Origin of the sequence: Vibrio nereis NBRC 15637, from assembly GCF_001591105.1 — a bacterium.
Lineage (GTDB): Bacteria > Pseudomonadota > Gammaproteobacteria > Enterobacterales > Vibrionaceae > Vibrio > Vibrio nereis.
In genome coordinates, this window is record NZ_BCUD01000002.1 from 122,624 (window position 1) to 147,840 (window position 25,217).

Genomic DNA, 25,217 nt, shown 5'->3' on the forward strand with positions numbered 1-25,217 from the left:
GCTTTTGAACGATGCGTGAGTCGCAGTAAACTAATGATTAAGCTTTACGACCCACGCATCCTCCGACTTCATAATCTGTTAATGCGAAACGTCTATCAGCGTCACGCTACCGTCTTCATTCACTTCGGCAATTTTGCCGCTTGGTTCTTCCATGAACATCAGAGCAACGAAACCTACCACTGCCGTACCCGCAATCACAAAGAAGAAGGTTTGATAGTCAACAAACGAAAGTATCGTCAGGTAAGTCACCGCGCCGACATTACCGTAAGCGCCTGTCATGCCTGCAATTTGCCCCGTCATACGACGTTTGATAAGTGGTACAGTGGCAAACACCGCGCCCTCGCCTGCTTGAACAAAGAATGAACACACCATGGCAGCAACCACCGCCAACCAGATCGGCCATTCACTCCCTACTTGCCCCATCACGAAGTAGCCCACTGCAAGACCAGCGGTCAGAATCAGTAGCGTAGGTTTACGTCCAAAGCGGTCTGAGATCCAGCCACCGCCCGGTCTCGACATCAAATTCATAAAGGCGTAGGCAGACGCCACCATACCGGCCAATACTGGTGACAATTCAAACGTTTCGGAAAAGAACAGCGGCAACATCGACACCACCGCTAGTTCAGAACCAAAAGTGGCAAAGTAAAGCACGTTTAACACTGCAACCTGCTTAAACTTATATTGGTGCACCTCTTCAACTGGCTTCTCAAATACGGTTTTGTTTACCTTCCAAACCTGTGTGGCCTCGACTAAGTACAAAGCGATCAAGCCTGCATAAATTGAGTTCACCGCAACATCTGACAGCATACCGATTCCAGCGCCAGAGAGTTTCCAGGCCAGCAACGCTAATACCGCATACATCGGGACTTTCATTAACAACAGGAAGAAAAAATCCCCTTTTGACGTCACTTCCATAGCGGTTAAATGCTTAGGTTTGAAATACGTCGAGCCTTTCGGCGTATCTGATACGCTGCGATAAAACACCACCGAGAAAGCCAAACTCATCAAGCCTGTGACGGCAATCGCATAACGCCAACCGTCTTCACCACCAAACAGCAGAGCCGCCGTAGGCAAGGTAAATGCTGCGGCTGCGGAGCCAAAGTTACCCCAACCGCCGTAAATGCCCTCCGCAGTACCCAGTTCGTGGTGTGGAAACCACTCAGATACAAGGCGGATACCAATCACGAAGCCCGCACCGATAAAGCCAAGTAAGAAGCGCGCAATCGCGGCTTGTAGAAACGAATCGGCAAAGGCGAACATAAAACAAGGGATAGAACATACCGCCAGCAACGCCGAATAGACGACCCGAGGTCCATACTTGTCGGTCAGCATACCTATCACGACTCGCGCCGGAATGGTTAACGCGACGTTGAGGATCAACAGTGTTTTGATTTCCTGAGTGGTCAGTCCCAGAGTTTCCTTCACCATTTGCAATAACGGCGCGAAGTTAAACCACACAACAAAGGTGATAAAAAACGCCATCCAACTCAGGTGTAAGATTTTCATCTTGCCTTTAAATGAGAATATCGAGAATTTGCTGCTTTCCATGAATCAGTCCTTTCTAGTAATCCATTACTAGGTGCGCCAACGAGTCCTAGGCTGGTGCACCTACGTGGTGTGTTAAGCCGCCTGAGAAACCGCAGCGAGAACCTGAACCGCGCCATTGTGCTCGCGGATCGGATAGGTTTTGATTTGATGATGTGGCTCCTCTAAACACACACCAGTTTCTAAGTGGAAGTGCTGTTTATAGAGTGGTGAAGCAACATAAGGTTGACCATCGAGCGAGCCGATAATACCACGTGAAAGTACGTTGGCATCGCTGATCGGGTCGTAGTTTGACACCGCATACAGCTCTCCTGTTCTAGTGCAGTTAAATACCGCGACTTGTTCATCAACCACCAACGCGCATACCCCAGCATTTGGCACTAAATCAGTGGTTTGGCAGATAGTTATCCAGTTTTCCATAGCAAGTCTCCTTTGAAGCGAATTCGTATAACTTAATCTTGAGTGGTGGCGTTACTGCACTTCCACCACGTCGATGTTCTGTTGTTTTTTCTTGCGCTCTGATGGCTGTGGGAAGCGTTGATCACGCATGGAGATAAACTTCAGGCGCTCATCGCGTTTATCGCTATTGATGAAGTGGTTGAAGCGTTTGAGTTTCTCTGGTGATTCGAGCGTGGTTTTCCATTCGCACTGGTACTTAGCGATGTTAGCCGCCATCTCTTTTTCGAGTTCTGCGCACACACCCAACTTGTCTTCAATCACAACGCTCTTTAGGTATTCCAGTCCACCTTCGAGGTTTTCAAGCCAAACAGAGGTGCGCTGCAGGCGGTCAGCCGTGCGGATGTAAAACATCAAAATACGGTCGATGTATTGGATCAGGGTGGTGTCATCTAGATCAGAGGCGAATAGATCGGCGTGACGAGGGCGCATCCCGCCATTGCCACACACGTAAAGGTTCCAGCCGTTTTCAGTCGCGATCACGCCGATGTCTTTCGATTGCGCTTCTGCACATTCACGCGTACAGCCAGAAACCGCAAACTTAATCTTGTGTGGGGAACGCAAGCCTTTGTAGCGATTTTCAATATCTATCGCGAAGCCCACGCTGTCTCCGACACCAAAACGACACCAAGTGCTACCGACACAAGACTTAACAGTACGTACGGACTTTCCGTAGGCGTGGCCCGTCTCAAAGCCAGCATCCACCAGCTTTTTCCAGATAAGCGGTAAGTCATTCAGTTGTGCGCCAAATAAGTCAATACGCTGGCCGCCCGTGATCTTGGTATAGAGGTCAAACTCCTTCGCCACTTCACCCAAAATAATCAGTTTTTCAGGCGTAATTTCCCCACCCGCCACACGCGGTACAACCGAATACGTGCCATCTTTCTGAATATTGCCGAGGTAAATATCGTTACTGTCTTGCAGTTCAACGTGTTTATCATCGAGGATATAGTCGTTCCAGTAAGATGCTAGGATTGAACCCACCGTAGGCTTACACACACTACAGCCCAAACCGGAACCGTGGCTGTGGAGCAACTCGTCAAAGGTCTTGATTTGATTGACGCGAATAATGTCGCTCAGCTCTTGGCGCGAATACGCAAAGTGTTCACACAGGTCGTTATTGACTTCAACACCAAGGCTTAATAGCTCGTTATCCAATACCTGTTTTGCCAACGCAGAACAACCGCCGCACCCCGTTGACGCATTGGTGCTCGCTTTCAGTTCTGCCATCGTGGTGCATCCTGACGCGACCGCTTGTTTGATGTCCCCTTTGCTGACATCAAAACAAGAACAGATCATGGCGCTATCCGGCAGAGCATCGATACCCATTGCTGCCGAGTCATCTTCGACCGCATTAGGCAGAATCAACACCGAAGGGTTGGATGGCAACGGCATATCGTTTTGCTTCAATTGCAACAAAGTGCCGTAAGCGTCGGCATCACCGACCAGCACTGCGCCAACAATTTTGCTGCCATCCGCCGATACAATCAGGCGCTTGTAGACCTGTTCAATCTCATCGCTGTAGGTGTATGATTGGGCACCTTCAGTACGACCATGCACTTCACCAATACTTGCAACATCAACCCCAAGCAACTTAAGCTTGGTGCTCATATCGGCACCCGTAAACTCCGCTGGCGCGTGTTCACCAAGCAAGTGACTCGCCGCGACTTTCGCCATTTGATAACCCGGCGCGACCAAACCAAAGACTTGGTTCTGCCATAACGCACACTCACCAATTGCGTACACATCAGGTTGACTGGTCTGGCAATAATTGTTGATGACGATACCGCCGCGCTCACCAATCTCTATATTACTGCTGCGCGCTAATTCATCCTGCGGTCGAATTCCCGCAGAGAAAACAACCATATCGGTTTCTAAATGAGAGCCATCGGCAAAGTTCATTCGATAGCGAGCACTTTCGCCAGCGACGATTTCTGTGGTCGCCTTTTCGGTATGAACCGCAACCCCCATGTCTTCAATTTTACGGCGCAGTAGTGCACCGCCACCCTCTTCGAGCTGCACTGCCATCAGGCGCGGCGCAAATTCAACCACATGGGTTTCTAACCCGAGGTTCTTAATCGCATTGGCGGCCTCTAAGCCTAATAATCCACCGCCAATAACGACGCCGCGTTGACTCTGTTTGCTTGATAGCTCAATCGCATCCAAATCTTCAATCGTGCGATAAACAAAGCAGTGCTCTTGGTCGTTGCCTGGGATGGGTGGCACAAATGGGTACGAGCCAGTTGCCAAGACTAATTGGTCATACGCTTCAATACGCCCGCTTGTGGTAATGACGTTTTTCCCTTCGGTGTCCAGTTCAACGACTTTCTCGTTCACCACGTACTTAACGCCATTCTGCTGATAGTACGCTTCGTCTGTCAGGGCTAAATCGTCTGCGGTTTTGCCGCTAAAGTAAGAGGTTAGCTGCACGCGGTCGTAAGCCAGACGAGACTCTTCAGAGAAAGTGATCACCTCGATATCTTCACGCCCGCTTTGAATTAATGCCTCAATAAACTTATGGCCAACCATCCCGTTACCCACAACGACGACTCTTTGTTTGCTCATGCTTTTGTTCCCTATTCGTAAAAATTTTCGAAGCTTGCTAGTTGGTCACAACCGACTAGGCAGAGAGCTTCATCTGTTGCTGCGCAGCATCCGTACTGCTTGAACGTTCACTCAGTTGTTCTAGCCAATGCATTTGATTGGCGACCGTCACGACCTCACCAATCACAATCAACGCGGGAGACTGAATTTGGTTTTGATTTTTCAATTGCGTCAGTTCAGTCAACCTGCCAGTGAAAACCCGTTGTTTGTGGGTACAGCCATTTTCGATAAACGCGACAGGTGTATTACTATCCATACCGTGGTGAATCAGCGCATCACTGATCATCTCGGTCTTGCTCAGCCCCATGTAAATCACTAGGGTTTGATTGAGGGTCGCAAGCGCTGACCAGTTTGCGGTTAGTTCTTTATCGGCGTGCGCGGTGATAAAAGTGCAGCCCTGCGCTAGGCCACGATGAGTCAGAGGAATATTGGCGTATGTAGAACAACCTGACGCGGCGGTGATACCCGGAATCACCTCGACTTGGATGCCTTTCTTAGCCAGCAGCAACATCTCTTCCCCACCACGACCAAAGACAAACGCGTCGCCTCCTTTGACACGGCAAACATCCACACCTGACTTCGCATAGTCGATAAGCAATTGATTGATTTCGTCCTGAGTGAGGCAGTGGTTGCCTTTGGCTTTGCCGACATAGAGTTGGATTGCGGTGTCTGGAAATAACGCCCTGATCTCTTCACTCACTAAATTGTCGAAAACAATCAGCGTGGCTTGCTGAATAGCTCTAGCCGCTTTCACCGTTAGTAGGTCTGGGTCTCCGGGACCCGCTCCGACTAATGTGACGACACCCGGTTGGATTAACTTTGTCTTCATAGCGTGTTTCCTGCGATGCAAAGAATGTTCATAAAACCGTCTAAGCAACTAGAGTGCCACGCCTATAAAACAAGAAAGGGTTATTTTTTATATGCTTTAAATTCAATAAATTAAAAACAAAATCATCACTATCACCACACAAAAGGAACAGAGCAAAAAACAATAAAACACCAAAATATGAGCACTTATGGTGCAAACAAGATCAATTCAGTGCAAAAACACATGCAAATCCCTCTATTTACTATCAAAAAACACCTACCACTTTAGAGGTATATTTAATTTTAAACGCTTGTTTTTAAATACCTTTAAATAACAAAACTCAAAAGATAAGCACTTGGCTTACATGTTGCTTCAACCACTTAATACAAACTCAATTGTTTTAACGGTAATTCTAAGGAGCGAGCAATATGTCATTAGTGAACGATGGATGGATTAAAACGACTTGCGCCTATTGTGGAGTGGGTTGTGGTGTTGAAGCTCGTCCTAAATTAAGCGGTGATCTTGAAATCAGAGGAGACAAAAGCCACCCATCTAACTACGGTAAGTTGTGCACCAAAGGCATTGCTTTGGGTGATACCGTTATCCACGATGGACGCTTATTAACTCCAATCGAGAAGTCACAAAGCGGTGACAACGTGCTCGATTGGGATAGCGCAACACAGTTAGTTGCGGATAAGTTTTCTCATGCGATTGAACGTTATGGGCCAGATTCCGTCGCATTTTATGTGTCTGGTCAGTTGCTCACTGAAGACTATTACGTAGCCAATAAGTTGATGAAGGGCTTTATCGGCGCGAGTAACATCGACAGCAACTCTCGCTTATGCATGGCATCGTCGGTAGTCGGTCACAAGCGCGCATTTGGTTCTGATACCGTGCCAATCTGTTATGAAGACTTAGAACACGCCGACATGGTCGTTCTGGTCGGGTCCAACCTCGCATGGTGTCACCCTGTACTGTTCCAGCGTTTACGCACTGCTAAACAGATCAATCCCGATGTAAAAATCGTCGTGATTGACCCACGAGAAACAGAAAACAGCACCATTGCAGACTATCACCTAGCGCTGAATTCTGGCTCCGATGTGGCGTTGTTTAATGGCCTGCTCCACTTCTTGAATAAAAACGACCACCTCGACCATGACTTCATCCAATCAAGCACCAATCAAATCAACCACGCGTTATCGGCGGCAGAGTCAGACGACGATCTTTTAGAGTCAGCCACAGGCTTAACGCGTAAACAGCTAAACCGCTTTTACCAAGACTTCGCTAGCTCAGACAAAGTGATCACCGTTTACTCGCAAGGCGTTAACCAATCTAGCATTGGCTCAGACAAAGTGAACAGCATTCTCAACTGCCATCTCGCGACAGGTAAAATCGGCCAAGTGGGCAGCGGCCCCTTTTCTGTTACAGGTCAACCCAATGCAATGGGTGGGCGCGAAGTCGGCGCACTGGCGAACACCCTTGCCTCCCATATGGAGTTTGACAATTCAGAACACCATGCGCTGATCCGTGAGTTTTGGCAGACGGACAGACTGGCTACCAAGCCGGGTTTAAAAGCGGTTGATTTGTTTGATGCGATGGCAGAAGGAAAAATCAAAGCGGTATGGATCATGGCGACGAACCCCATGGTCAGCCTGCCTGATTCAGCCAAAGTCAAAGCAGCCCTAGAAGCTTGCCCGTTTGTTGTAGTTTCCGATTGCATTGCAGATACCGAGACGGCGCGTATGGCTGACCTGTTACTTCCAGCGCAAGGTTGGAGTGAGAAGTCCGGCACGGTGACGAACTCCGAAAGGCGGATATCACGCCAACGTAGAATCATGCCAAGCCCGGGGATGGCTAAACCCGATTGGTGGATCATCAGCCAAGTTGCCCGCAAGATGGGATATCACGACGCTTTTCGCTATCGTCACGAAGGGCAAATATTTGCTGAGTACGCTCAGTTATCGACGTTAGGGAATAACAACGGAGAGCGCGATTTCACCCTTTCGGGCTTAACCCAACTAGATGAACAGGGTTACAACCTACTAACTCCGCAGCAATGGCCTGTGACTCAGCTTCAAACAGAAATAACCAACCAGAGATTATTCAGTAACGGGGAATTCTATACCGCGAACCGAAAGGCCAACTTTGTTGCGGTCCACCACCGTGAGCCGCACACCACATGTAACGATAACTTCCCTCTACTGCTTAACAGCGGCCGCACTCGCGACCAGTGGCACACCATGTCGCGCACCGGATTGTCTGCTCGTCTGGCAGAGCACAAACCTGAACCTTATGTGCAAATTCATCCGACGACGGCTAAAGAACGCGGCGTCAAGGCACATCAACTAGTCAAACTCCATAATGCACAGGGAGAGTGTTTGGCACGGGCAGAGATCAGCGAACAAATCCAACCGAACCAGCTGTTTTTGCCTATCCATTGGAACAACGCAACGGCGAAAAACAGTAAGCCGTGTAACCTAATCGCCCCGCACACAGACAGCCATTCTGGGCAGCCTGAATTCAAACACACCCCCGTTGCACTGTCGGTTTGTAAACATCAAAGCCGAGCGACATTTGCGTCAAGAGCAGCGTTAACCTTCGACTCGCTAGATTATTGGGCAAGACAAAAAATTGCAGAAGGTTATTTGTACCATATCGAGTCGACTCTCAGCACCGGTGAGCTCGCAAGCTATTTGAAATCGCGACTTTCAACACGTAGCGACAAAGTAGTCAGCCATGAAGCGGGCGAGCGATATCGATTTATTACCTTAGCCAAAGGAAAAGTGATGCAAGCGATCTACGTTGAACCGTTACAAAACGACCACGCAGTCAACGAGCAGAGCAGTATCCTTACTGCGCGATTTTCTGCCGACAATGAGTCGCAAATACTGGCTGCTTTATAAGCGACAGAGACAAGCCCGACCCTTTATGATCTGGTGTGACCTGTTTAATCCTCACTGTTGCGCTATAGTCTAACGGCTAATTCTTGGGACTGTTCCCATACAAGTGGATAATATAATGAAAAATAAGATGTTGCTACCCGTAATCATGGGTATTTCTGCCGCTGCCTCCGTCTCAGCGAATGATGTTGTTGAAAGCGTTCTCATTGATGATATTGCTTTAGACGGATACGTAAAAAAGAGCTACGAAGTCGTACTGCAAAGTGAATACAAGCCGTATCAACCTGCTTTCATTGGCAGCCGAGTACAAATGAAGTTGTTGGTCGAGCTATTTCATAATTCGAATAACGGTAAAAAGGCTGCGCGCATTATCACATTAGGTAACGGATACGTTCCAGGTGAAGCTGGCGTAAGGCAGACTTACGACGCGCCTTTGCTCGCTCGTTTTACGCAAAACTATCCGGTGACTTTTGATTACAGTATTTACCAAGCGGGTGGTGCGCCAATTTTTAGTGAAGACTACTCGCCACAGAATGAAGCTAACGATGTTTCGGTTTCAACCACGACTGTTGCGCCGTCTATCGGGCTCAGTGCCACAGTAACACCCGGTTCCGCACCAAGCTTTTCTGGTTCGCTGACCAGCCAACTCGGCGTCGCTTACACATCACGCTACGCGAGCCAAGACTATGTAACTGCGGCTAAGCCAAAGGCAGCGTTCGAACGCGGTACGGGGGTAAAATGGACCACATCCCTGAGCCAAATTTATACCAATGACTACCAATACTACGGAAAATGGGCGGGCGTGTACCACTACACCGACTGCTACAACGAAAACCTATTGCCGGAAGAAAACTTACCTCGACTGATTTATGGCTTTAAACCAAAATTCCAGTACGTATTCACGCCTGAGCTTGATCGCGGCAGCGAAACAAAAACAGACATGATCGCTCGTGCAGGAATGAAAGAGGTAGAGGAAGGTTTCTCTCGCAATGCGTGTACTTGGTACGACTACGGTACAGAAACACACCATACTCAGGCGCAAGTTCGGTTTACTATCGACTGGGATAAGTTGACTGTAAGCAATCGCTCCGAAGGTCAATAAATTCGAGTTATCATGATGCGGCTACCTCAGCCGCATTTTTTATCCTTACAACAACGAAAAAGCCAACCTCACTGGGAGGTTGGCAAATCTTACCTAGATTGGGGGAAGGTAAGATCAGGAGGTGGCGAGTACGCTGTGCACCTCTGACTTAATTGAGTCAGACTGCGTGCCGAAAATCGCTTGTAAACTGTCGCCAATCACTAACACATCTCGCGCGCCAAGTGCTTTTAGCTTAGCAACATCAACGTTAGCAATGTCTTTCACCGAGACACGCAGACGGGTGATACACGCATCGACTGACTTGATATTGGCTTTACCGCCCAATGCAGCCACTACATCCACCGCAATTTCATCAGGTTGTCCGGCAATCTTCACTTCTGCAATGTCGGTTTCACGGCCCGGCGTTTTGAGATCCAGCTTCACGATGAGGAAGCGGAACAAGCCGTAGTACAGCATCGCCCAGATTGGACCAATGATGATGAACAGCCATGCGTTGCTCGACATTGGGTAGTAAAGGAAGAACTGGATCGCGCCGTGAGCAAAGTCGGTACTGTGTTTGATTTCCAAAAACGCGGTGATCGCAAACGCAATACCGGTGAGGAAAATATGGATCACGTACAGCACTGGCGCGACGAATAGGAAGGTAAATTCGATTGGCTCTGTGATACCAGTTAACCAAGAGGTAAAAGCAGCGGATAGCATCAAACCGCCGACGATTTTCTTACGCTCTGGAGAGGCGCAGTGGTAGATTGCCAATGCCGCTGCTGGTAGCGCCCACATGGAGTACATAAAGCCACCAGACAGATAACCCGCGGTTTTATCGCCCGCGAAGAAGCGAGTGAGCTCACCGGTAAACTCTTTACCTGTTTCTGGGTCTATGTAACTGCCGACTTCGAAGAAGAACGGCGCATTCCAGATGTGGTGCAAACCAACAGGGAGCAATGAACGTTCGCCCGCGCCGTAAACCGCCCACGCGAGTACAGGGTTTTGGTACGCTGCCCAATGAGAGAATGCATCAAGAAGTTGTCCGACAGGTGGCCATGCAAACGCGAGAATCGCACCCACGGCGATCGCCGATAAACCAGTGACAATGGGCACAAATCGCTTACCCGCGAAAAAGCCCAAGTACTCCGGCAGTTTAATGTTGTAGAAGCGGTTGTACATGATTGCCGCGACCGCACCGATAAAGATGCCGCCAAACACCCCGGTTTGCAGCGTCTCAACGCCCATGATGGTGGCGTCAGTTTCTAGGCCGCGCAGGCCAGTCACGATACCGAGCGATGCGTTCATAATAATTAGGCCAACTAAGCCAGCGAGCGCAGCGGCACCGTCATTGCCTTTTGATAGCCCGAGCGCCACACCGACCGCAAACATCAACTGCATGTTGCCGAACACGCCTTCACCGGCGGCGAGCATCACTTTGTTGACTGCCTCCGGAATAAACGCAAAACCCGCGTTACCAATACCCAGCATCAAGCCGGCCACAGGTAACACCGCCACAGGCAGCATCAATGACCGCCCTATTTTTTGTAGTTGTCCAAATATACTTGCAAACATGGTTTCCTCCTGACGAATGCCAGTGTTGTAGGACCTGATTCCGTCAGGTCATGTTGTTTCACGTAAGGTCAGGATGATCATAGCGAGCAAGGCAATGCTTAAGGTTACAAAAGGCAACCAGTTTGTAAGAGGCTACTTACAAATCTTTCGTACTAAGAAGTGAGAATTGCTGTCAGCTCGATTGTAGGTGCGCGCTTAAAAATGCATCATATTAACCAACGAGAGGTGGGAGAGAGAAGGATGGAAAACAAGCAGATACTGGTCGTCGATGATAACCTCGACCTTCGTGAAGCGCTGTCGGATTATCTTGGTCGAGCCGGGTTTGATGTACTTTGTGCAGAAAACGGTAGCGTGATGTGGCAACTGCTCAACGATCACCATCCTGATTTGATCATCCTCGATATTATGATGCCCGGAGAAGACGGCTTTACCCTGTGCCAGAAACTGCGCAAAAACTCCGATGTTCCGATCATCATGCTGACCGCCGTCACCGAAGAAGCCGATCGAGTCGCAGGGCTAGAAATGGGCGCTGACGACTACATCACCAAATCATTCAGTCCGCGTGAACTGCTCGCGCGCATCAAAACGATTCTGAGACGCAGCCAAACGACCGCCAATAGCAAACTGACGCGTAAAGTGCGTTTTGACGATTGGTTGTTAGATACCGTAACCCGGCAACTGACCCACGTTGCTAGCCGCGAGGTTAAGCAACTGAGTGGCGCGGATTTGTCGCTGCTCGGTTTGTTCGTCAACCACGCACAATCAATATTGTCGCGCGATGACATTGCGCGCGAGATCTGGGGACGCGATGCCGACCCGTTTGAACGCGGCATCGACGTGCAGATCAGCCGCTTGCGTCATCACCTTGAAGATAAAGACCGCTCGCTGATCCTAACGGTGCGCAACAAAGGCTACATGCTGACCACGGACGTGCATTATGAGAATTAAACGCTGGACGGGATCACTGGTCGTTCGCACCAGTGTGTTCCTGTTGCTGGTGATCATTCTGGCGCAGGTATTATCCGGGATTATCTGGTATCAACACGCCAGCGAACGCGATAAAGAGGGCCTGACCACCACAGTCAAAAGCTTAGCACTGAGCGCTTCTTCCACCATCGCTTTCTTTCAAACCCTCCCTCCTGAATATCGCCACTTAGTGCTCAATCAACTGCGCAACATGGGTGGCACGCGCTTTTTCGTCTCACTCAACAATCACCAGATTGAGGTCGACCCGCTGCCGGAGAGCGAACGCAAAACGTTGGTCATCAACCAAGTTCGCGAGGTATTAGAAAGCGAGCTGAGCGGCATTCCTAATATCGAGGTGGAGTTCACCCAGCGCGACAAACTCAAAGTGTTCAACAACGAGCTACCTATCGATGAACTGCCACTATTGTGGGCGCATTATTCGCTTTCGTTTGGTGACCTCAATCCACCCATTCTGGTGATGCAGGTCGAAGTCGCGCAGAACGAATGGTTTTATCTCGCGGCGGTGCTACCCGCGCCTTACATCAACCTAGAGACTAACTATTTTGAGCTGCGCCAATGGCTGACGCTATTGCTGTCCGCGCTAATGCTGTTGCTGTGTACCTGGTTTATCGTTCGCAAAGAAATTCAACCGATTCGCGAGCTGGCAAAAGCCGCGACCCTGATGTCGAGTCGATTAGACGTGCCCGAAGTCTCTGAGCGAGGCAGTAACGAACTGAAAGCGGCGGTACGTGCGTTTAACAAAATGAATCGACGCATCGACAGCCACATTAAAGACCGCGAAATGCTGTTCAGCGCCATCTCCCACGATCTGAAAACGCCGATAGCCTGCCTAAAACTGCGGGCGGAAATGCTGGATGACGACGCCGACCGAGAACGCTTTATCCGCCTGAGTAACGACCTAGATTTGATGGTCAAAGGAGCATTGCAATGCATTAAAGAGACAGATATCCACGAGGAAATCGAGCCGATCAATTTCACCCAACTGATTCAGCACATTTCCGCCAATATCGCCGATGCGCCGGACACAATTCGCATCCACGGTGAAATCCGCACCCACTTTGCTGGTAAACCGTTAGCGATTAAACGCTGCATTCAGAATCTGGTCGATAACGCGCTCAAATACGGCCATCAAGCGGACATTACGCTGAGTGAAAGCCCAGAGTCGATCCAGATTGAAATTGAAGATCACGGTGACGGTGTTGACGATTTATTACTTGAAAAGCTCTGCCAGCCATATTTTCGCGCTAGCAACGATAAAGAAGGCAGTGGGCTGGGGTTAACCATTTCACAGAGTATTGCAAAGGCTCATGGCGGCAACTTGTTGCTGAGCCATTCTCAGTTTGGCGGCCTCTGCGCCACACTGACTTTCCCGAGAGACTGACTATGAACAAACTGGCATTCTTGTTCCCACTGTTGCTCGCCCCTTGCGTCGCTCACGCTGAATCGCCACAAGGGGTAGAGTTTTTACATTGGTGGACTTCTGACGGCGAGCAGCAAGCGCTGCAAACACTTAAAGCTCAGCTAAAACGGCACGATATTGAACTGCTACAAAGCCCGGTGTTAGGCGGTGGTGGTGACAGCGCGATGACGGTACTGCAAGCTCGCGCGCTGGCGGGCAATCCACCGAGCTTCGCGCAAATCGAAGGGCCAAGTATTAAAGCGTGGGATGCCATCGGTATTTTGCACAACGTCAACGCGGTAGCGGATGAGCAGCGCTGGGACGAGGTGCTCTACCCGCTGTCTATCGAAATCAATAAAACACAAAACGGCTATATCGCCCTGCCACTTACGCTGCACCGTTTGAACTGGTTATGGGTCAACCACAAGCTGCTTAAACAACTGAATCTGTCCGCGCCGAAAAACTGGCAAGAGATGTTCGCTGCCATGGAGCTTGCTCAGCAAAACGGTATCGTACCGATCGCGGTCGGTGAGCAGCCGTGGCAAGTCGCCCAACTTTTCGAGAACTTAGTGATCTCCACTGGCGGCGTTGAGTTCTACACCAATGCAATGGTTAAGCTTGAGCGAGACAGCATCGACAGCGATACACTGCGCCAAGCGTTGAAGCAATTTCGCCGCCTGAGTTTGTTGATCGACAACCAATTACCCGACAGTAAGTGGGATACGGCGACCCAAGCACTAGCCGACGGTCAGGCGCTGTTTCAAATCGGCGGTGATTGGATTTTGGGTGAGCTGCTCGCCAATCAAGTCTCAGTTCCGCAAGAGGTCGGCTGTTACCCAACGCCTGACAGCGATGGTGTATTCCTCTACAACATGGACAGTTTGGTGTTTATGTCGAGCAAGTCGTTTTCTTCCGAGGCGGCTCTGCAAACCGCAAGCGCGTTGGCAGACGTCGAGTTTCAAGCTAAGTTCAATAAGGTAAAAGGCTCGATTCCGGTACGCACCGATATCGACATCAGCGATTTTAATCCGTGTCAGGTCCAGTCATATCAAGACTTTCACTACGGCGTTAAACATAACCTTGCTGTGCCGAGTATGATTGATTCGATGGCGGTCAATCCGGTTGCTCAGCAAGCGATAAACTCGGAAATATTCCGTTTTTACCGCAATCCGAATATGAAGCCTGACGAGCTGATTAAACGTATTATCGCGATCGCAAAAAGCAACTGATCGAACAAGGTGATTCTCAAGTGTGAGTGAGTCACCACTTTGCGTGAACGGTTTGATGTAGTTTGACTTCAAAGAACGTGTTTTGGACCTTTGATGCAACAATACGAAAAGCAAAAAACCAACACCAAACAAGAAGATGCCATGCTGGTCGGTTCGGATTCTTGGATGGAAGTGCGTTTCGCGCAAGAGGCCGCGAAATCATGGAAAAGGATCGCGATACTGGCTGTCGTCGCGATCCTGTGTTTATTTGCGCCCGCGCTGGGGCTGATTATTGGCTGGGTTCAGTCATTACTGGGCTACTGAGCGCGTTTCCACTGTACTAACCACTTATCTAGATTATTAGCAAATTGCTGCCTGTCGGCTTGATTTAATGGCGCTGGGCCACCAGTTTGAATACCACTGCTACGCATGGTTTCCATAAAATCACGGATGTTCAAACGCGATTTTATATTCTCTTTAGTGAAGAGTTCACCGCGTGAGCTAAGGGCATGCGCGCCTTTGGTGATCACTTCGTCCGCCAGTGGAATATCACTGGTGATGACCATATCGCCAGCCTCACAACGCTTAACGATTTCATTGTCTGCCACGTCAAAGCCTTGTTGCACTTGCAGCATGGTCACTTTAGGTGATGCCGGAGTTCGAATAAACTGATTCGCCACTAAGGTCACTTCTACGCCAGTACGCTCCGAAGCACGAAACAACACCTCTCGAATTACGACGGGACACGCGTCAGCATCAACCCAAATTTTCATTCACTCATTCCTTCATTCTGGTAGTGCGCGTATTAGACCTTAAATTTCACCGCAGTACCACTGACACTCACCATCATCATACTGCCGCCGCTACCAATCACTTCATAATCGATATCGATGCCGACAATGCCGTCTGCGCCAAGAGCACGCGCTTGTTCTTCCATTTCTGAAAAAGCGATTTGTCTCGCGTTACCCATTTCTCGCTCGTATGCGCCAGAACGTCCACCAACCACATCGCGGATAGCACCGAACATATCTTTGAAAATGTTGGCACCGAGTATCGCTTCGCCAACCACAACACCCAGATAGTCTTGAACAGGTTTGCCTTCTACGACTGACGTTGTTGTTTTGATCATGGTTTATCTCCTTATGATTTGAATCTTCGTTTCTGTCTGGAATTTAAGCAGAATAATCGAAAAAGGAGTAACACGCCCTCCCAACAATGAGACTCAACAAACACAATCCTTGTAGCACGGTGAATGGCTAAAAACGGTTAGGAATGAACAGTCTGTGACTATATATGCACTTTAGAGTATAAGCTCATCCGAGTATGCATGTGATCTCTCACGTAATGGGAAATTTAGAATGTTTAATAAGGCAAGGATTCGGTGTTAAAAACAAATCGAAACGGAAAAAACCATTCACCATACTGGTTTAATAAATGTTAAATAACAGGATTTTATAGTGACAAAACTCACATCTACACACCTAAACATCTTATTTGCTTTTTTATTATTAAAAACGCCTGCTACCCTCCTTCCCCCCTTGAAGTGAACTCAAGGTGCATAACTATAAGGAGTGTTCTAATGAATACCAAGAAACCGATGTCGCTAACCAGTCGCGTAATTCTGGGCATGGTAGCGGGTATCTTGACGGGGTTTGCAATTCGCACCCTCTTTGCCGACAACGGATTTGTCGACACATACATTGTTAATGGACTATTTGAAGTTGGTGGGCAAATCTTTGTTGCCAGCTTAAAAATGCTCGTCGTCCCTCTCGTATTTGTTTCCCTTGTTTGTGGTACAAGCTCGCTAAAAGACTTGTCTACCCTAGGGCGCATGGGAGGTAAAACACTGGCGTTTTACATCACCACGACTGCGGTTGCAATCACGCTAGCACTGACGATGGGACACCTTTTCCAGCCAGGTGCAGGAGCCGATCTCACGGCTGCGAGCTCATTTAAATCAGCAGAAGCACCGTCACTTGGTCAGGTGATCATCAATATGTTCCCAACCAACCCGATCAGCGCGATGGCCGAAGGCAAAACCCTTCAGGTGATTGTGTTTGCCGTGTTGTTCGGCATTGCGATCAGTGCTGCGGGTAAACCGGGTGAGCGTATTGCTTCTTTCTTCTCTGATCTTAACGAAGTGATCATGAAGTTGGTGGCTATTTTGATGAATCTAGCACCTTATGGTGTGTTCTTCTTGATGGCGAAGCTGTTTACGGGACTGGGTTTAAGCGCAATCATTAACCTGGCAGAGTACTTCCTTGTTCTCGCCGGTACCTTGCTTATCCACGGCCTTGTCACCTACAGTGTGATGCTTAAAGGGCTGACTGGCCTTAGCCCAATCACCTTCCTGAAGAAAATGGAAGACGCTGTGATGTTTGCTTTCTCTACCGCTTCTTCCAACGCAACCATCCCTGTAACGATGGAAACCGTGAAGAACCGCATGGGTGTAGAAAACCGCGTGTCTTCGTTTACCGTGCCGCTGGGTGCAACTGTAAACATGGACGGCACCGCAATCATGCAGGGTGTGGCAACGGCGTTTATCGCGCAGGCGTTCAACATTGACCTGACCATGGGTGATTACCTAATGGTGATCATGACGGCGACACTAGCGTCAATCGGTACCGCGGGCGTTCCGGGTGTTGGTCTAGTAATGCTGGCGATGGTACTCAACCAAGTAGGTCTGCCGCTTGAAGGTATTGCTCTGATCATGGGTGTTGACCGTCTGCTTGATATGATTCGTACGGCAGTGAACATCACAGGTGACAGCGCAGTCACGGTGATTGTGGCGAAATCTGAAGGCGCGCTTAACGAAGAGCGTTTCAATGATCCGCAAGCTGGCGAGCAAGAGGAAGAAGTGCATTTAAGCCAAGCGAAAGCTTAAGCGCCCATTCAATTCTGTTAAAGCCCTCGACTCATATCGAGGGCTTTTTATTTAAGCGCCAATAATCTTTTGACCAATTTCCTCTTAATATCAATACCGTATCGACGCGCCACGATTTTTTGACGAAATTTAGCGTGCAGATTTTGCTATCTCACCCACAATTAACAATAAAGTTAATAGCACTTTTGGGGGAGATTTATTATGCAGAACAGGCTTTGGTTAAAAACGTTGATCACATTCGTTACCAGCGTCACCTTATCGTTTACAGCACTTGCTGCTTCACCATTTGATATACCACCCGGGCTTGTCATCGCCCAAGAAGTTCAAGAAAAATATGGTGATAGCCTAATGCAATCTGAAGGGGTTGTAGGACACGGGTTATCATTCGATCAAAATGGAAAAGGCGTCATCGTGGTATTCACTGAAACGCCAATGGCCAAAAATATTCCTAAAGTACTAGAGCAAGTACCCGTAAAACCAGTCTTTACAGGTCGTTTCTATTCTTTAGCTAAACCTTTGTGCGGGGGACCACCGTCTGAACGACCACCTGAATGCTCGGGTGACGAAGAAAACACAGAAACCGTCATTGATCCTAAAGCCAGGTTTATGCGCCCGGTACCCATTGGTGTTTCCAGTGGCCACCCCGACATTACCGCAGGCACAATTGGCGCACGAGTAACGGACGGCGATAACGTGTATGCATTGAGTAATAATCACGTATTTGCTAACTCAAACGACTCGGTAATCGGCGATCCTATCTTGCAACCTGGTCCTTTAGATGGTGGATCTGAACCTAATGACACCTTTGCACACCTAACTAAGTTTGCCGAGATAGTTTTTGGCGGTACAGCAAACCAAATGGATGCGGCACTTTCACTAACAACTGAAAATGACCTCACCACTTCCACACCAGAAGGAGGCTATGGAACACCTAATAGTGTCACCGTTTCCCCTTTCGTGACTCAAGAGGTGAAAAAATATGGCCGTACCACTGGGTTTACCCAAGGCGTGGTAGATTCGGTCAATGCCACCATCAGTGTCTGTTATGAAGGCGTGCTCATTTGTACTAAATCGGCCACATTCGTGGACCAATTTGTGATAACTCCGGGAACGTTTAGTGCGGGTGGAGACTCTGGCTCTTTGATCGTCGCTATGGATAATTCTCCGGTGGGATTGCTCTTTGCCGGCTCTTCGTCCTACACCATAGCCACACCAATTGACACCGTGCTGAAGTACTTTGGCGTGAGCATCGACTCAGACACATCAACACCTCCACCTTCTAGCACTATTGAACTTAGTGCTTATGGTTACAAAGAGAAGGGGCTACAAAAAGCATTACTAGAATGGAAAGGTTCTACCGGCACCGTGGACGTGTACCGTGATTCAGAAATCCTGCAATCGGTAGAAAGCACAAGATACTTAGACGACATCAATCAAAAAGGCGGCGCGTCATACATTTATTGGGTTTGCAATCAAGATGGAGATACCTGCTCAAACCGTGTAAACGTCAATTTTTAATTCAACTTTTGATTTTAATAGCCCAGTTATTCGACTGGGCTTACAACCACCACAATTTATAACAAACAACAATAAAATGGCTACATTTCAATCATATCCAATCTACCTCACACATCCCTTGCTTAATCCTGACTAGAATGAATTCATCATAACAAGAACCTTCTTTTAAGGAGTGTAAGTATGCCAATGCAGTGGTTTGCCATCTTTACCTTGCTGTTGCTTCCTTTACCTAGTTTCGCTGCCAGTGGAGTTCATGAAGCGCTTCCACTGACTCAATCCACGATTGGCTATGCCGCCCTACTTATTTTTGGTGGCGCTTACACCCTTGTTATGCTCGAAGAGTATCTACAACTTAAAAAGTCCAAACCTGTGCTACTGGCTGCGGGGCTAATTTGGGCCATGATCGGTTATGTTTACTCGCAACACGGTCAAATAGAAGTTGCTCAAGCAGCTCTGGAACACAACTTACTCGAGTACGCTGAACTATTGTTGTTCCTATTGGTTGCGATGACCTACATAAGTGCGATGGAAGAGCGGCGGCTGTTTGATGCACTGCAAGCTTGGATGGTCAGCAAAGGGTTTAACTTTAAGACACTGTTTTGGTTAACGGGCCTCCTCGCCTTCTTTATCTCTCCGATCGCAGATAACTTAACCACCGCGCTACTGATGTGTGCGGTGATCATGAAGGTCGCGGGAGACAATCAAAAGTTCATCAACCTTGCTTGTATCAATATTGTTATTGCCGCGAACGCGGGCGGCGCATTTAGTCCGTTTGGTGATATCACCACCTTGATGGTTTGGCAGGCGGGTCATGTCTCCTTCTCTGAGTTTCAACCGCTATTCTTGCCATCCGTCGTCAATTACCTAGTTCCGGCGTTTATCATGTCGCTGTTCGTGCCGAGAATGAAGCCGAATGTGGTCCACCAGCACGTTGAGTTGAAGCGAGGCGCGCGTCGAATTGTGGCACTGTTTATTTTGACTATTGCTACTGCCGTTGCATTCCACGCGGTACTTCACTTCCCTCCTGTGATGGGGATGATGATGGGGCTGGCATACCTACAATTTTTTGGCTTTTTCCTACGTAAAACCCTTAAAGCGTCATTGCATAAGAAAGCCACCAAGGCTATTGCCAATCGTGATGAACAAGCATTGAAGCGCCTTGGTTCTGTGGTTGCTTTTGATGTTTTCAAACGCGTTTCCCACGCCGAGTGGGACACCTTACTGTTTTTCTACGGCGTCGTGATGTGTGTAGGAGGGCTGAGTTTACTGGGTTATTTGAGTGTTATTTCAGAAGTGATGTACTCCCAATGGGATCCTATGTGGGCCAACGTGATGGTTGGGGTTTTGTCAGCCATTGTCGATAACATTCCTGTGATGTTTGCCGTGCTCACCATGGAGCCAGTGATGTCAATGGGGAACTGGCTGCTGGTTACTTTAACGGCAGGGGTTGGCGGTAGTTTGCTTTCCATTGGTTCTGCCGCGGGCGTCGCGCTTATGGGGGCTGCCCACGGTAAGTACACCTTCTTCGGCCATTTAAAATGGATGCCTGTTATTGCCCTTGGCTACATCATGAGTATTGCTGTCCATATGTTACTCAATGCTCAGTTATTTGGGTAACCTAGCTTAACAGAGAGGCGCTCGTCGCCTCTCTGGTCGCTTATATCGCTCGTTCAAGACGCAGCAACTTCTCTTTTCTTTCAACACCACCCGCATACCCGGTCAATTTACCATTTTTACCGATCACGCGATGGCAAGGTACAATCACAGATATAGGGTTTTTGCCATTCGCCAAACCTACCGCTCTAACGGCTTTAGGGTTGCCAATCGCATTAGCCAGATCTTGATAGCTCCAAGTTTCGCCGTAAGGAATGGTAGTAAGCGCTTGCCATACTTGCATCTGGAAAGTGGTTCCTTGCGCCGCTAAAGGCAGTGAAAAGTCCTGTCTTGTCCCGCTAAAGTACTCTTGTAGCTGTTGGGCTGCATGTAACAAGATAGGCTGATGTTCAGCGAGTTGGCCTAAGCTGTCTGGCTGCGTCGTCTGTGTTTCAAACCATGCCCCGAGTAAACCTTGATCATTGGCTTGAATCGTCATATTTCCAAGCGGGGTATCAATGATGATGTAGTAAGTCTTCATGCATGGCTCCAGCAGTGAAAAGTAGCGTAACTCCCCCATGGAGAAACGCTTTGAGTATGAATAGACGGAAATTGAGCGACGGCTTTTTTCACCACCAGATCACCTTCCAGAAAACAGTTTGGCTCAGACGCCCCTCGCAGTCGTGCGTAATTAACCGTCCAAGGACCAATCCCTTTCAGTTCTAACCACTGCTCCGGCAACGAATCAGGGTTATCCACTAAAAAGCGAGCAAAACGGGCCAAAGTATCTTTGCGACTTTGCGGCATACGCAGAAAGCTTAAGTCCGATTGACAGACTTCATGAGGCAGAGGGAAATGAGTGACACTATTTGGCTGTAAGGTTTTCACCAGCAAGTTCAGTTGTCCTATCGCCGCTTTAATAGATACCTGCTGACCTAAAATGGCCCGCACACCTGCCTCCCACGTATTCCACACACCAGGGATACGAATACCAGTACGCTGAACGAACTTCGCGTCAAGTTGCTGCAGCTGTTGTTCAATATGCACAATATCGGTGTCCAAATCGAACATTCGTCTTAGCTGGTTCACCAGAGCTTTTAACTGACGCGTATCATCGAGCTGAAACTCAACTCTCATAACCCCAGCTTTAACCGGATAAACCTTAAACCACCCCTTGCTTTGCTCCAGAATAAACGAACGCTGGTAACTGGTCTCATCCACCAACTCAATGCCATCTATTGCCCTGAGTCGATAAAAATCCAGCATGTGTTGCCAGTCAAGCGGGCCTTTAAAAGCGAGATCAATATAGTTGGTTTCCACTTGGCTATGCGCGTCTTTACGCACTTGTGTCGGCGTCAGCTTAATCACCTGTTTAAATGCATCGTTAAACCGTCTGACGCTCTGAAAACCACTGGCAAACGCAACCTCAGTGATCGACATCGTGCTGGAATGGAGTAGCTGTTTTGCAAACATCAGTTGGTGGTATAACGCGTACTGCTTTGGCGACATCCCTAAATGGGTTTGAAATAGCTGCCTGAGGTAGCGATCGCTGATCCCTAATCGGCTGGCTAACTCCGACAAACGACAGTATTGCAACTCCCCTTGCTCTATCAGCTTTAGCGCTCTCAAAAAAGTGGTCTCTACCCCTTTCCAAGCCCACGAACTCGGTGCACTGTCTGGCCGGCAGCGTAAACATGGGCGGTAGCCTGCTTGCAACGCCTGCGCTTTATCTAAGAAGTATTCGACATTTTCTTCTTTGGGTAAGTTTGCAGGGCAAATGGGACGACAAAATATGCCCGTGGTTTTCACCGCAATATAAAAGCGACCATCAAAGCGAGCATCTCTTGCCATTCGCGCACTTTTAAACTCTTTCAATGTCAGAGGTGATAATTCAACCAAGTGTATTTCCCTGCAATTTCGATGACTTAAGGCAAGTTTAAATCAGTTTGGCTCAAACACTAGCCATTTTCGGCACTGAATTGAGTTGGCTAAAGGTGAAAACTCATCTAAATTATGAGGCTCATACAACATAATAAAAAAGGACGTTGGCTATGAACCTGTGCACTTGCACAATTGTGCTTAAAAATAAAAATTCAATCACGTTTGATAATGTTGAACAAAGCCTTGGACTCATTGATCAATACGGTGTCAGCAACATTTCAAACATTAAGATTGACGCCTTTGATGGTAGTAAAGTCCAAAGTTATCATAACTTATCGATTGAAGACTCAATAGAAAGCTTAATGAGTCTGTAAGGCCGAAAACAAAAGCCAATTGAGCTTCGTCAGTGCTCAATTGGCTTTTTTAATCTTAATCATGTTCAAATTTTTCGAATTCGTTGCTCAAAATACTCCCATTCAGTCTGTCTCTCTCTCACCATACAATCACCACAACATAAACAAGCAGGTTCATGATGATTGAGCCTAGCAACGTAAGAGAGATGAGTCATGGCAACAACACTTGTACTAAAATCAAGCATCCTAGGTGAACATTCACAATCGAACCAACTGATCAATCACGTACTTGAAGGCAAAACAGGCATCATTGAGCGTGACCTTGCGGCAAACCCAGTACCCGTTTTAGATATGGATGTGGCAACGGCACTACGCGGCTCAGCGGATGAACTTTCAGATGAACACAAAGCGATATTAGACCTTTCAAACCAAATGATTGAAGAGCTAAAAACCGCAGACCAAGTGATCATCGGTGCACCGATGTATAACTTCATGGTGCCTACTCAGCTGAAAAACTGGTTTGACTTAATCGCGCGTGCTGGCGTGACATTCTCTTACACAGAAAACGGTCCAATCGGCCTGATTGAAAACAAGAAAGTCATCATCGTCACGACTCGTGGTGGTTTACATAAAGATTCACCGCGTAACTCTATCGAAAGCTACCTGACGACTATGCTTGGCTTTATTGGTATTACGGACGTTGAGTTTGTTTACGCTGAAGCCCTAAGCATGGGCGATGAACCCGCGGCAGCATCACGTGACCAAGCGCGCGAGCAGCTCTCTGCATTGGTATAAGTAGCATTTGGTTGCCATTGTCTAGACAGAGACAAAGACAACTCATTCGTAATGATAAAAAAACCTCGACGTATCGAGGTTTTTTTATGGATAGCGTTCGCTTACTCATCCACTGGTAAGTCTGCCATTTGCTGCAAACTGTAGGCAGTGACCGGATCAATATGTTTGACTAACTCTTCCAACTGGGTAATCGCATCTATCGAAGTGCTCGCTTTGCGGTAGCTAAGGTAAATAGGGCGACACCAATCATCGACACCTTTCACTTTGTGTAACTGCCCAGTGGCTAAGAACGGTTCGACAAGCGATGCAGGTAAGTAAGCACTTCCACCTTTTTCTAGAATGAAATCCATCGCGATACGTGCGGTCGAGGTTCTCAAGTATGGCGCAGGGATTTTAGGATGTCGCTCTGCATGCTCAGAGGAGAATTTGGTTCCCCAGTCCACGTAGACGTATTTATCTGCGAACACACTCTCTAAATCGTTTTCTTGAGTCGACACCAAGATCAACACCACTTCCGCAACTTTTTTACAATTCAGCTCGTCGGCTTTGATTGGGTCAAAAGCAAACGCCATGTCCAACGTGCGTTCTTGCAGATTTCTGTTGAGTGATTCACGGCTTAAGATCTCCGCGATAAAGCCGTAACCTTCAAACTCATCGGTCACTAGGCTTAAACAGTTTTGCAGGTACGCATCCCAAACGTTTGGAGTGCCGCCTAAGGTCAGTTGCAGCGCTTTACCACTCTCTAGCGAAAGCTCGAGTTTTGCTTGCTGCAGCGTCGATACCATAACTTCTGCATAGCCAATCAAACGCTCGCCTGCCGAGGTAAGCTTAATGTTGTTTCTATCTCGAATAAAAAGCTGAGTATCAAAATAGCTTTCAAGCTGTTTGATTCTGGCACTGACCGCCGCTTGTGTGATGTAAAGGTTTTCGGCCGCTCGACCGAAGTGGCGAACGTTAGCCAGTTCTAAAAACGTTCTAAAGACTTTTACGTCCATTGACTTTCCTCTGGGTGCAATCTGCCAAGGGTAACAAACCTAGCAAGATTACTTACCACCGATTAAACAATCTGTTACCTAGATTTGATAAAAAAGTTTAATGGCCACGATAAAAAGATTTTGTTTTTCTTTTATTAAATTTAAGCCTAATTTTCGCTTTGTACCGTTCAGGGTAATTACTTAATGTAGGTTTATAGAGGCTACTAAAATGTCTGACACTCAATTCCGTCACGGCAAAAAACGTTTTTACGACAACAGTAAATTTCCAAGAGGCTTTGCGAAGTCTGGTGATTTTACGCTGGCAGAAGAAGAACTCCTAACGCTTTATGGCGACACTATGCAGGGCTTAGAAACTGGTGAACTAATGCCAGAAAACTCGGAAGAGAAGCACTTCATAAAAGTGATCGAAAACCCAGGTAAAGCCAAAACTAAATTGGAAAGAGTTTGGCTGAAGTACATTCAATTAGCACGCGGACGTAAGCGCTTCCATACTTTGAACGGCCGAACTAAGCCAGATGCATCTGAAGATTTTTCTGAAGACGCAGTATTGGTTGAAGAAGACTGATCTTGCCTCAAAGCCCCTGAGCGAAAGCAAAGGGGCTTTGTTTTAGGATCTAAGAATTTTTAACGCT

21 protein-coding genes are annotated in these 25,217 nt (G+C 48.0%); 11 read left to right on the plus strand and 10 right to left on the minus strand.

Features of this window, described 5'->3' with window-relative positions:
* Positions 1-78 precede the first annotated feature (78 nt).
* From VNE01S_RS03460 to cobA, 4 genes are all read right to left on the minus strand, one after another.
* Positions 79-1,548 carry a NarK family nitrate/nitrite MFS transporter gene (locus tag VNE01S_RS03460; RefSeq protein WP_053395977.1) on the minus strand — a complete coding sequence of 490 codons (1,470 nt, stop codon included), beginning with the start codon at positions 1,546-1,548 and terminating at the stop codon, positions 79-81.
* A 72-nt stretch (positions 1,549-1,620) separates the two neighbouring features.
* On the minus strand, positions 1,621-1,965 hold the full coding sequence (gene nirD / locus VNE01S_RS03465) for a nitrite reductase small subunit NirD (protein WP_053395978.1): 345 nt from the start codon (positions 1,963-1,965) through the stop codon (positions 1,621-1,623).
* 51 nt (positions 1,966-2,016) lie between these two features.
* The gene (gene nirB / locus VNE01S_RS03470) at positions 2,017-4,566 is read right to left on the minus strand and encodes a nitrite reductase large subunit NirB (protein ID WP_053395979.1); all 2,550 of its coding nucleotides are present in this window, start codon (positions 4,564-4,566) and stop codon (positions 2,017-2,019) included.
* Between the two features lie 55 nt (positions 4,567-4,621).
* The gene (gene cobA / locus VNE01S_RS03475) at positions 4,622-5,434 is read right to left on the minus strand and encodes a uroporphyrinogen-III C-methyltransferase (RefSeq protein WP_053395980.1); all 813 of its coding nucleotides are present in this window, start codon (positions 5,432-5,434) and stop codon (positions 4,622-4,624) included.
* A 407-nt stretch (positions 5,435-5,841) separates the two neighbouring features.
* On the opposite strand from cobA, the gene VNE01S_RS03480 reads away from it, so the two are divergent.
* Both VNE01S_RS03480 and VNE01S_RS03485 read left to right on the plus strand, forming a co-directional pair.
* Complete coding sequence (locus VNE01S_RS03480; RefSeq protein ID WP_053395981.1) at positions 5,842-8,316, plus strand: molybdopterin oxidoreductase family protein; 2,475 nt, start codon at positions 5,842-5,844, stop codon at positions 8,314-8,316.
* 115 nt (positions 8,317-8,431) lie between these two features.
* Positions 8,432-9,415 (plus strand): leukocidin family pore-forming toxin, encoded by a 984-nt coding sequence (locus tag VNE01S_RS03485; RefSeq protein ID WP_053395982.1) that lies wholly within the window; start codon positions 8,432-8,434, stop codon positions 9,413-9,415.
* A gap of 114 nt (positions 9,416-9,529) precedes the next feature.
* Here VNE01S_RS03485 and ptsG read toward each other — a convergent pair whose 3' ends face one another.
* Positions 9,530-10,972 carry a glucose-specific PTS transporter subunit IIBC gene (ptsG, locus tag VNE01S_RS03490; RefSeq protein WP_082331703.1) on the minus strand — a complete coding sequence of 481 codons (1,443 nt, stop codon included), beginning with the start codon at positions 10,970-10,972 and terminating at the stop codon, positions 9,530-9,532.
* Positions 10,973-11,212: 240 nt separating this feature from the next.
* On the opposite strand from ptsG, the gene VNE01S_RS03495 reads away from it, so the two are divergent.
* From VNE01S_RS03495 to VNE01S_RS03510, 4 genes are all read left to right on the plus strand, one after another.
* On the plus strand, positions 11,213-11,920 hold the full coding sequence (locus VNE01S_RS03495) for a response regulator (RefSeq protein WP_053395984.1): 708 nt from the start codon (positions 11,213-11,215) through the stop codon (positions 11,918-11,920).
* Positions 11,910-13,340: an ATP-binding protein gene (locus VNE01S_RS03500; protein ID WP_053395985.1), complete on the plus strand. Its 1,431-nt coding sequence runs from the start codon at positions 11,910-11,912 to the stop codon at positions 13,338-13,340. The genes VNE01S_RS03495 and VNE01S_RS03500 overlap by 11 nt, the downstream gene beginning before the upstream one ends.
* 2 nt (positions 13,341-13,342) lie before the next feature.
* On the plus strand, positions 13,343-14,587 hold the full coding sequence (locus tag VNE01S_RS03505) for an ABC transporter substrate-binding protein (RefSeq protein WP_053395986.1): 1,245 nt from the start codon (positions 13,343-13,345) through the stop codon (positions 14,585-14,587).
* A 93-nt stretch (positions 14,588-14,680) separates the two neighbouring features.
* On the plus strand, positions 14,681-14,890 hold the full coding sequence (locus tag VNE01S_RS03510) for a hypothetical protein (RefSeq protein WP_053395987.1): 210 nt from the start codon (positions 14,681-14,683) through the stop codon (positions 14,888-14,890).
* Here the strand turns inward: VNE01S_RS03510 and VNE01S_RS03515 are convergent.
* Positions 14,884-15,339 carry a YaiI/YqxD family protein gene (locus VNE01S_RS03515; protein ID WP_053395988.1) on the minus strand — a complete coding sequence of 152 codons (456 nt, stop codon included), beginning with the start codon at positions 15,337-15,339 and terminating at the stop codon, positions 14,884-14,886. The genes VNE01S_RS03510 and VNE01S_RS03515 overlap by 7 nt on opposite strands.
* Positions 15,340-15,371: 32 nt before the next feature.
* A complete protein-coding gene (locus VNE01S_RS03520) occupies positions 15,372-15,695 on the minus strand; it encodes a heavy metal-binding domain-containing protein (protein ID WP_053395989.1) in 324 nt (107 codons plus the stop codon).
* 450 nt (positions 15,696-16,145) lie between these two features.
* Here VNE01S_RS03520 and VNE01S_RS03525 point away from each other — a divergent pair, with 450 nt between their 5' ends.
* From VNE01S_RS03525 to nhaD, 3 genes are all read left to right on the plus strand, one after another.
* The gene (locus tag VNE01S_RS03525; RefSeq protein WP_053395990.1) at positions 16,146-17,450 is read left to right on the plus strand and encodes a dicarboxylate/amino acid:cation symporter; all 1,305 of its coding nucleotides are present in this window, start codon (positions 16,146-16,148) and stop codon (positions 17,448-17,450) included.
* A 201-nt stretch (positions 17,451-17,651) separates the two neighbouring features.
* Positions 17,652-18,968: a chymotrypsin family serine protease gene (locus VNE01S_RS03530; RefSeq protein ID WP_053395991.1), complete on the plus strand. Its 1,317-nt coding sequence runs from the start codon at positions 17,652-17,654 to the stop codon at positions 18,966-18,968.
* Between the two features lie 180 nt (positions 18,969-19,148).
* Positions 19,149-20,585 carry a sodium:proton antiporter NhaD gene (gene nhaD, locus VNE01S_RS03535; protein WP_053395992.1) on the plus strand — a complete coding sequence of 479 codons (1,437 nt, stop codon included), beginning with the start codon at positions 19,149-19,151 and terminating at the stop codon, positions 20,583-20,585.
* Positions 20,586-20,625: 40 nt separating this feature from the next.
* On the opposite strand, the gene VNE01S_RS03540 is transcribed toward nhaD, so the two are convergent.
* Both VNE01S_RS03540 and VNE01S_RS03545 read right to left on the minus strand, forming a co-directional pair.
* Positions 20,626-21,102: a methylated-DNA--[protein]-cysteine S-methyltransferase gene (locus VNE01S_RS03540; RefSeq protein ID WP_053395993.1), complete on the minus strand. Its 477-nt coding sequence runs from the start codon at positions 21,100-21,102 to the stop codon at positions 20,626-20,628.
* Entirely contained in the window at positions 21,099-22,412 is a 1,314-nt protein-coding gene (locus VNE01S_RS03545; protein WP_053396145.1) for a DNA-3-methyladenine glycosylase 2 family protein, read from the minus strand. Before VNE01S_RS03545 ends, VNE01S_RS03540 begins: the two co-directional genes overlap by 4 nt.
* A 596-nt stretch (positions 22,413-23,008) precedes the next feature.
* Here VNE01S_RS03545 and VNE01S_RS03555 point away from each other — a divergent pair.
* On the plus strand, positions 23,009-23,590 hold the full coding sequence (locus VNE01S_RS03555; protein ID WP_053395995.1) for an FMN-dependent NADH-azoreductase: 582 nt from the start codon (positions 23,009-23,011) through the stop codon (positions 23,588-23,590).
* Between the two features lie 101 nt (positions 23,591-23,691).
* On the opposite strand, the gene VNE01S_RS03560 is transcribed toward VNE01S_RS03555, so the two are convergent.
* On the minus strand, positions 23,692-24,585 hold the full coding sequence (locus VNE01S_RS03560; RefSeq protein ID WP_053395996.1) for a LysR family transcriptional regulator: 894 nt from the start codon (positions 24,583-24,585) through the stop codon (positions 23,692-23,694).
* A 208-nt stretch (positions 24,586-24,793) separates the two neighbouring features.
* Here VNE01S_RS03560 and VNE01S_RS03565 point away from each other — a divergent pair, with 208 nt between their 5' ends.
* A complete protein-coding gene (locus VNE01S_RS03565; protein ID WP_053395997.1) occupies positions 24,794-25,150 on the plus strand; it encodes a MaoP family protein in 357 nt (118 codons plus the stop codon).
* The last annotated feature ends 67 nt before the right edge of the window (positions 25,151-25,217 follow it).

What these genes read in the sequence shown, in the direction of transcription:
- VNE01S_RS03460 (WP_053395977.1), bottom strand. Translation starts at nt 1,548, where the DNA reads ATGGAAAGCAGCAAATTCTCGATATTCTCATTTAAAGGCAAGATGAAA.
- nirD (WP_053395978.1), bottom strand. Translation starts at nt 1,965, where the DNA reads ATGGAAAACTGGATAACTATCTGCCAAACCACTGATTTAGTGCCAAAT.
- nirB (WP_053395979.1), bottom strand. Translation starts at nt 4,566, where the DNA reads ATGAGCAAACAAAGAGTCGTCGTTGTGGGTAACGGGATGGTTGGCCAT.
- cobA (WP_053395980.1), bottom strand. Translation starts at nt 5,434, where the DNA reads ATGAAGACAAAGTTAATCCAACCGGGTGTCGTCACATTAGTCGGAGCG.
- VNE01S_RS03480 (WP_053395981.1), top strand. Translation starts at nt 5,842, where the DNA reads ATGTCATTAGTGAACGATGGATGGATTAAAACGACTTGCGCCTATTGT.
- VNE01S_RS03485 (WP_053395982.1), top strand. Translation starts at nt 8,432, where the DNA reads ATGAAAAATAAGATGTTGCTACCCGTAATCATGGGTATTTCTGCCGCT.
- ptsG (WP_082331703.1), bottom strand. Translation starts at nt 10,972, where the DNA reads ATGTTTGCAAGTATATTTGGACAACTACAAAAAATAGGGCGGTCATTG.
- VNE01S_RS03495 (WP_053395984.1), top strand. Translation starts at nt 11,213, where the DNA reads ATGGAAAACAAGCAGATACTGGTCGTCGATGATAACCTCGACCTTCGT.
- VNE01S_RS03500 (WP_053395985.1), top strand. Translation starts at nt 11,910, where the DNA reads ATGAGAATTAAACGCTGGACGGGATCACTGGTCGTTCGCACCAGTGTG.
- VNE01S_RS03505 (WP_053395986.1), top strand. Translation starts at nt 13,343, where the DNA reads ATGAACAAACTGGCATTCTTGTTCCCACTGTTGCTCGCCCCTTGCGTC.
- VNE01S_RS03510 (WP_053395987.1), top strand. Translation starts at nt 14,681, where the DNA reads ATGCAACAATACGAAAAGCAAAAAACCAACACCAAACAAGAAGATGCC.
- VNE01S_RS03515 (WP_053395988.1), bottom strand. Translation starts at nt 15,339, where the DNA reads ATGAAAATTTGGGTTGATGCTGACGCGTGTCCCGTCGTAATTCGAGAG.
- VNE01S_RS03520 (WP_053395989.1), bottom strand. Translation starts at nt 15,695, where the DNA reads ATGATCAAAACAACAACGTCAGTCGTAGAAGGCAAACCTGTTCAAGAC.
- VNE01S_RS03525 (WP_053395990.1), top strand. Translation starts at nt 16,146, where the DNA reads ATGAATACCAAGAAACCGATGTCGCTAACCAGTCGCGTAATTCTGGGC.
- VNE01S_RS03530 (WP_053395991.1), top strand. Translation starts at nt 17,652, where the DNA reads ATGCAGAACAGGCTTTGGTTAAAAACGTTGATCACATTCGTTACCAGC.
- nhaD (WP_053395992.1), top strand. Translation starts at nt 19,149, where the DNA reads ATGCCAATGCAGTGGTTTGCCATCTTTACCTTGCTGTTGCTTCCTTTA.
- VNE01S_RS03540 (WP_053395993.1), bottom strand. Translation starts at nt 21,102, where the DNA reads ATGAAGACTTACTACATCATCATTGATACCCCGCTTGGAAATATGACG.
- VNE01S_RS03545 (WP_053396145.1), bottom strand. Translation starts at nt 22,412, where the DNA reads ATGGCAAGAGATGCTCGCTTTGATGGTCGCTTTTATATTGCGGTGAAA.
- VNE01S_RS03555 (WP_053395995.1), top strand. Translation starts at nt 23,009, where the DNA reads ATGGCAACAACACTTGTACTAAAATCAAGCATCCTAGGTGAACATTCA.
- VNE01S_RS03560 (WP_053395996.1), bottom strand. Translation starts at nt 24,585, where the DNA reads ATGGACGTAAAAGTCTTTAGAACGTTTTTAGAACTGGCTAACGTTCGC.
- VNE01S_RS03565 (WP_053395997.1), top strand. Translation starts at nt 24,794, where the DNA reads ATGTCTGACACTCAATTCCGTCACGGCAAAAAACGTTTTTACGACAAC.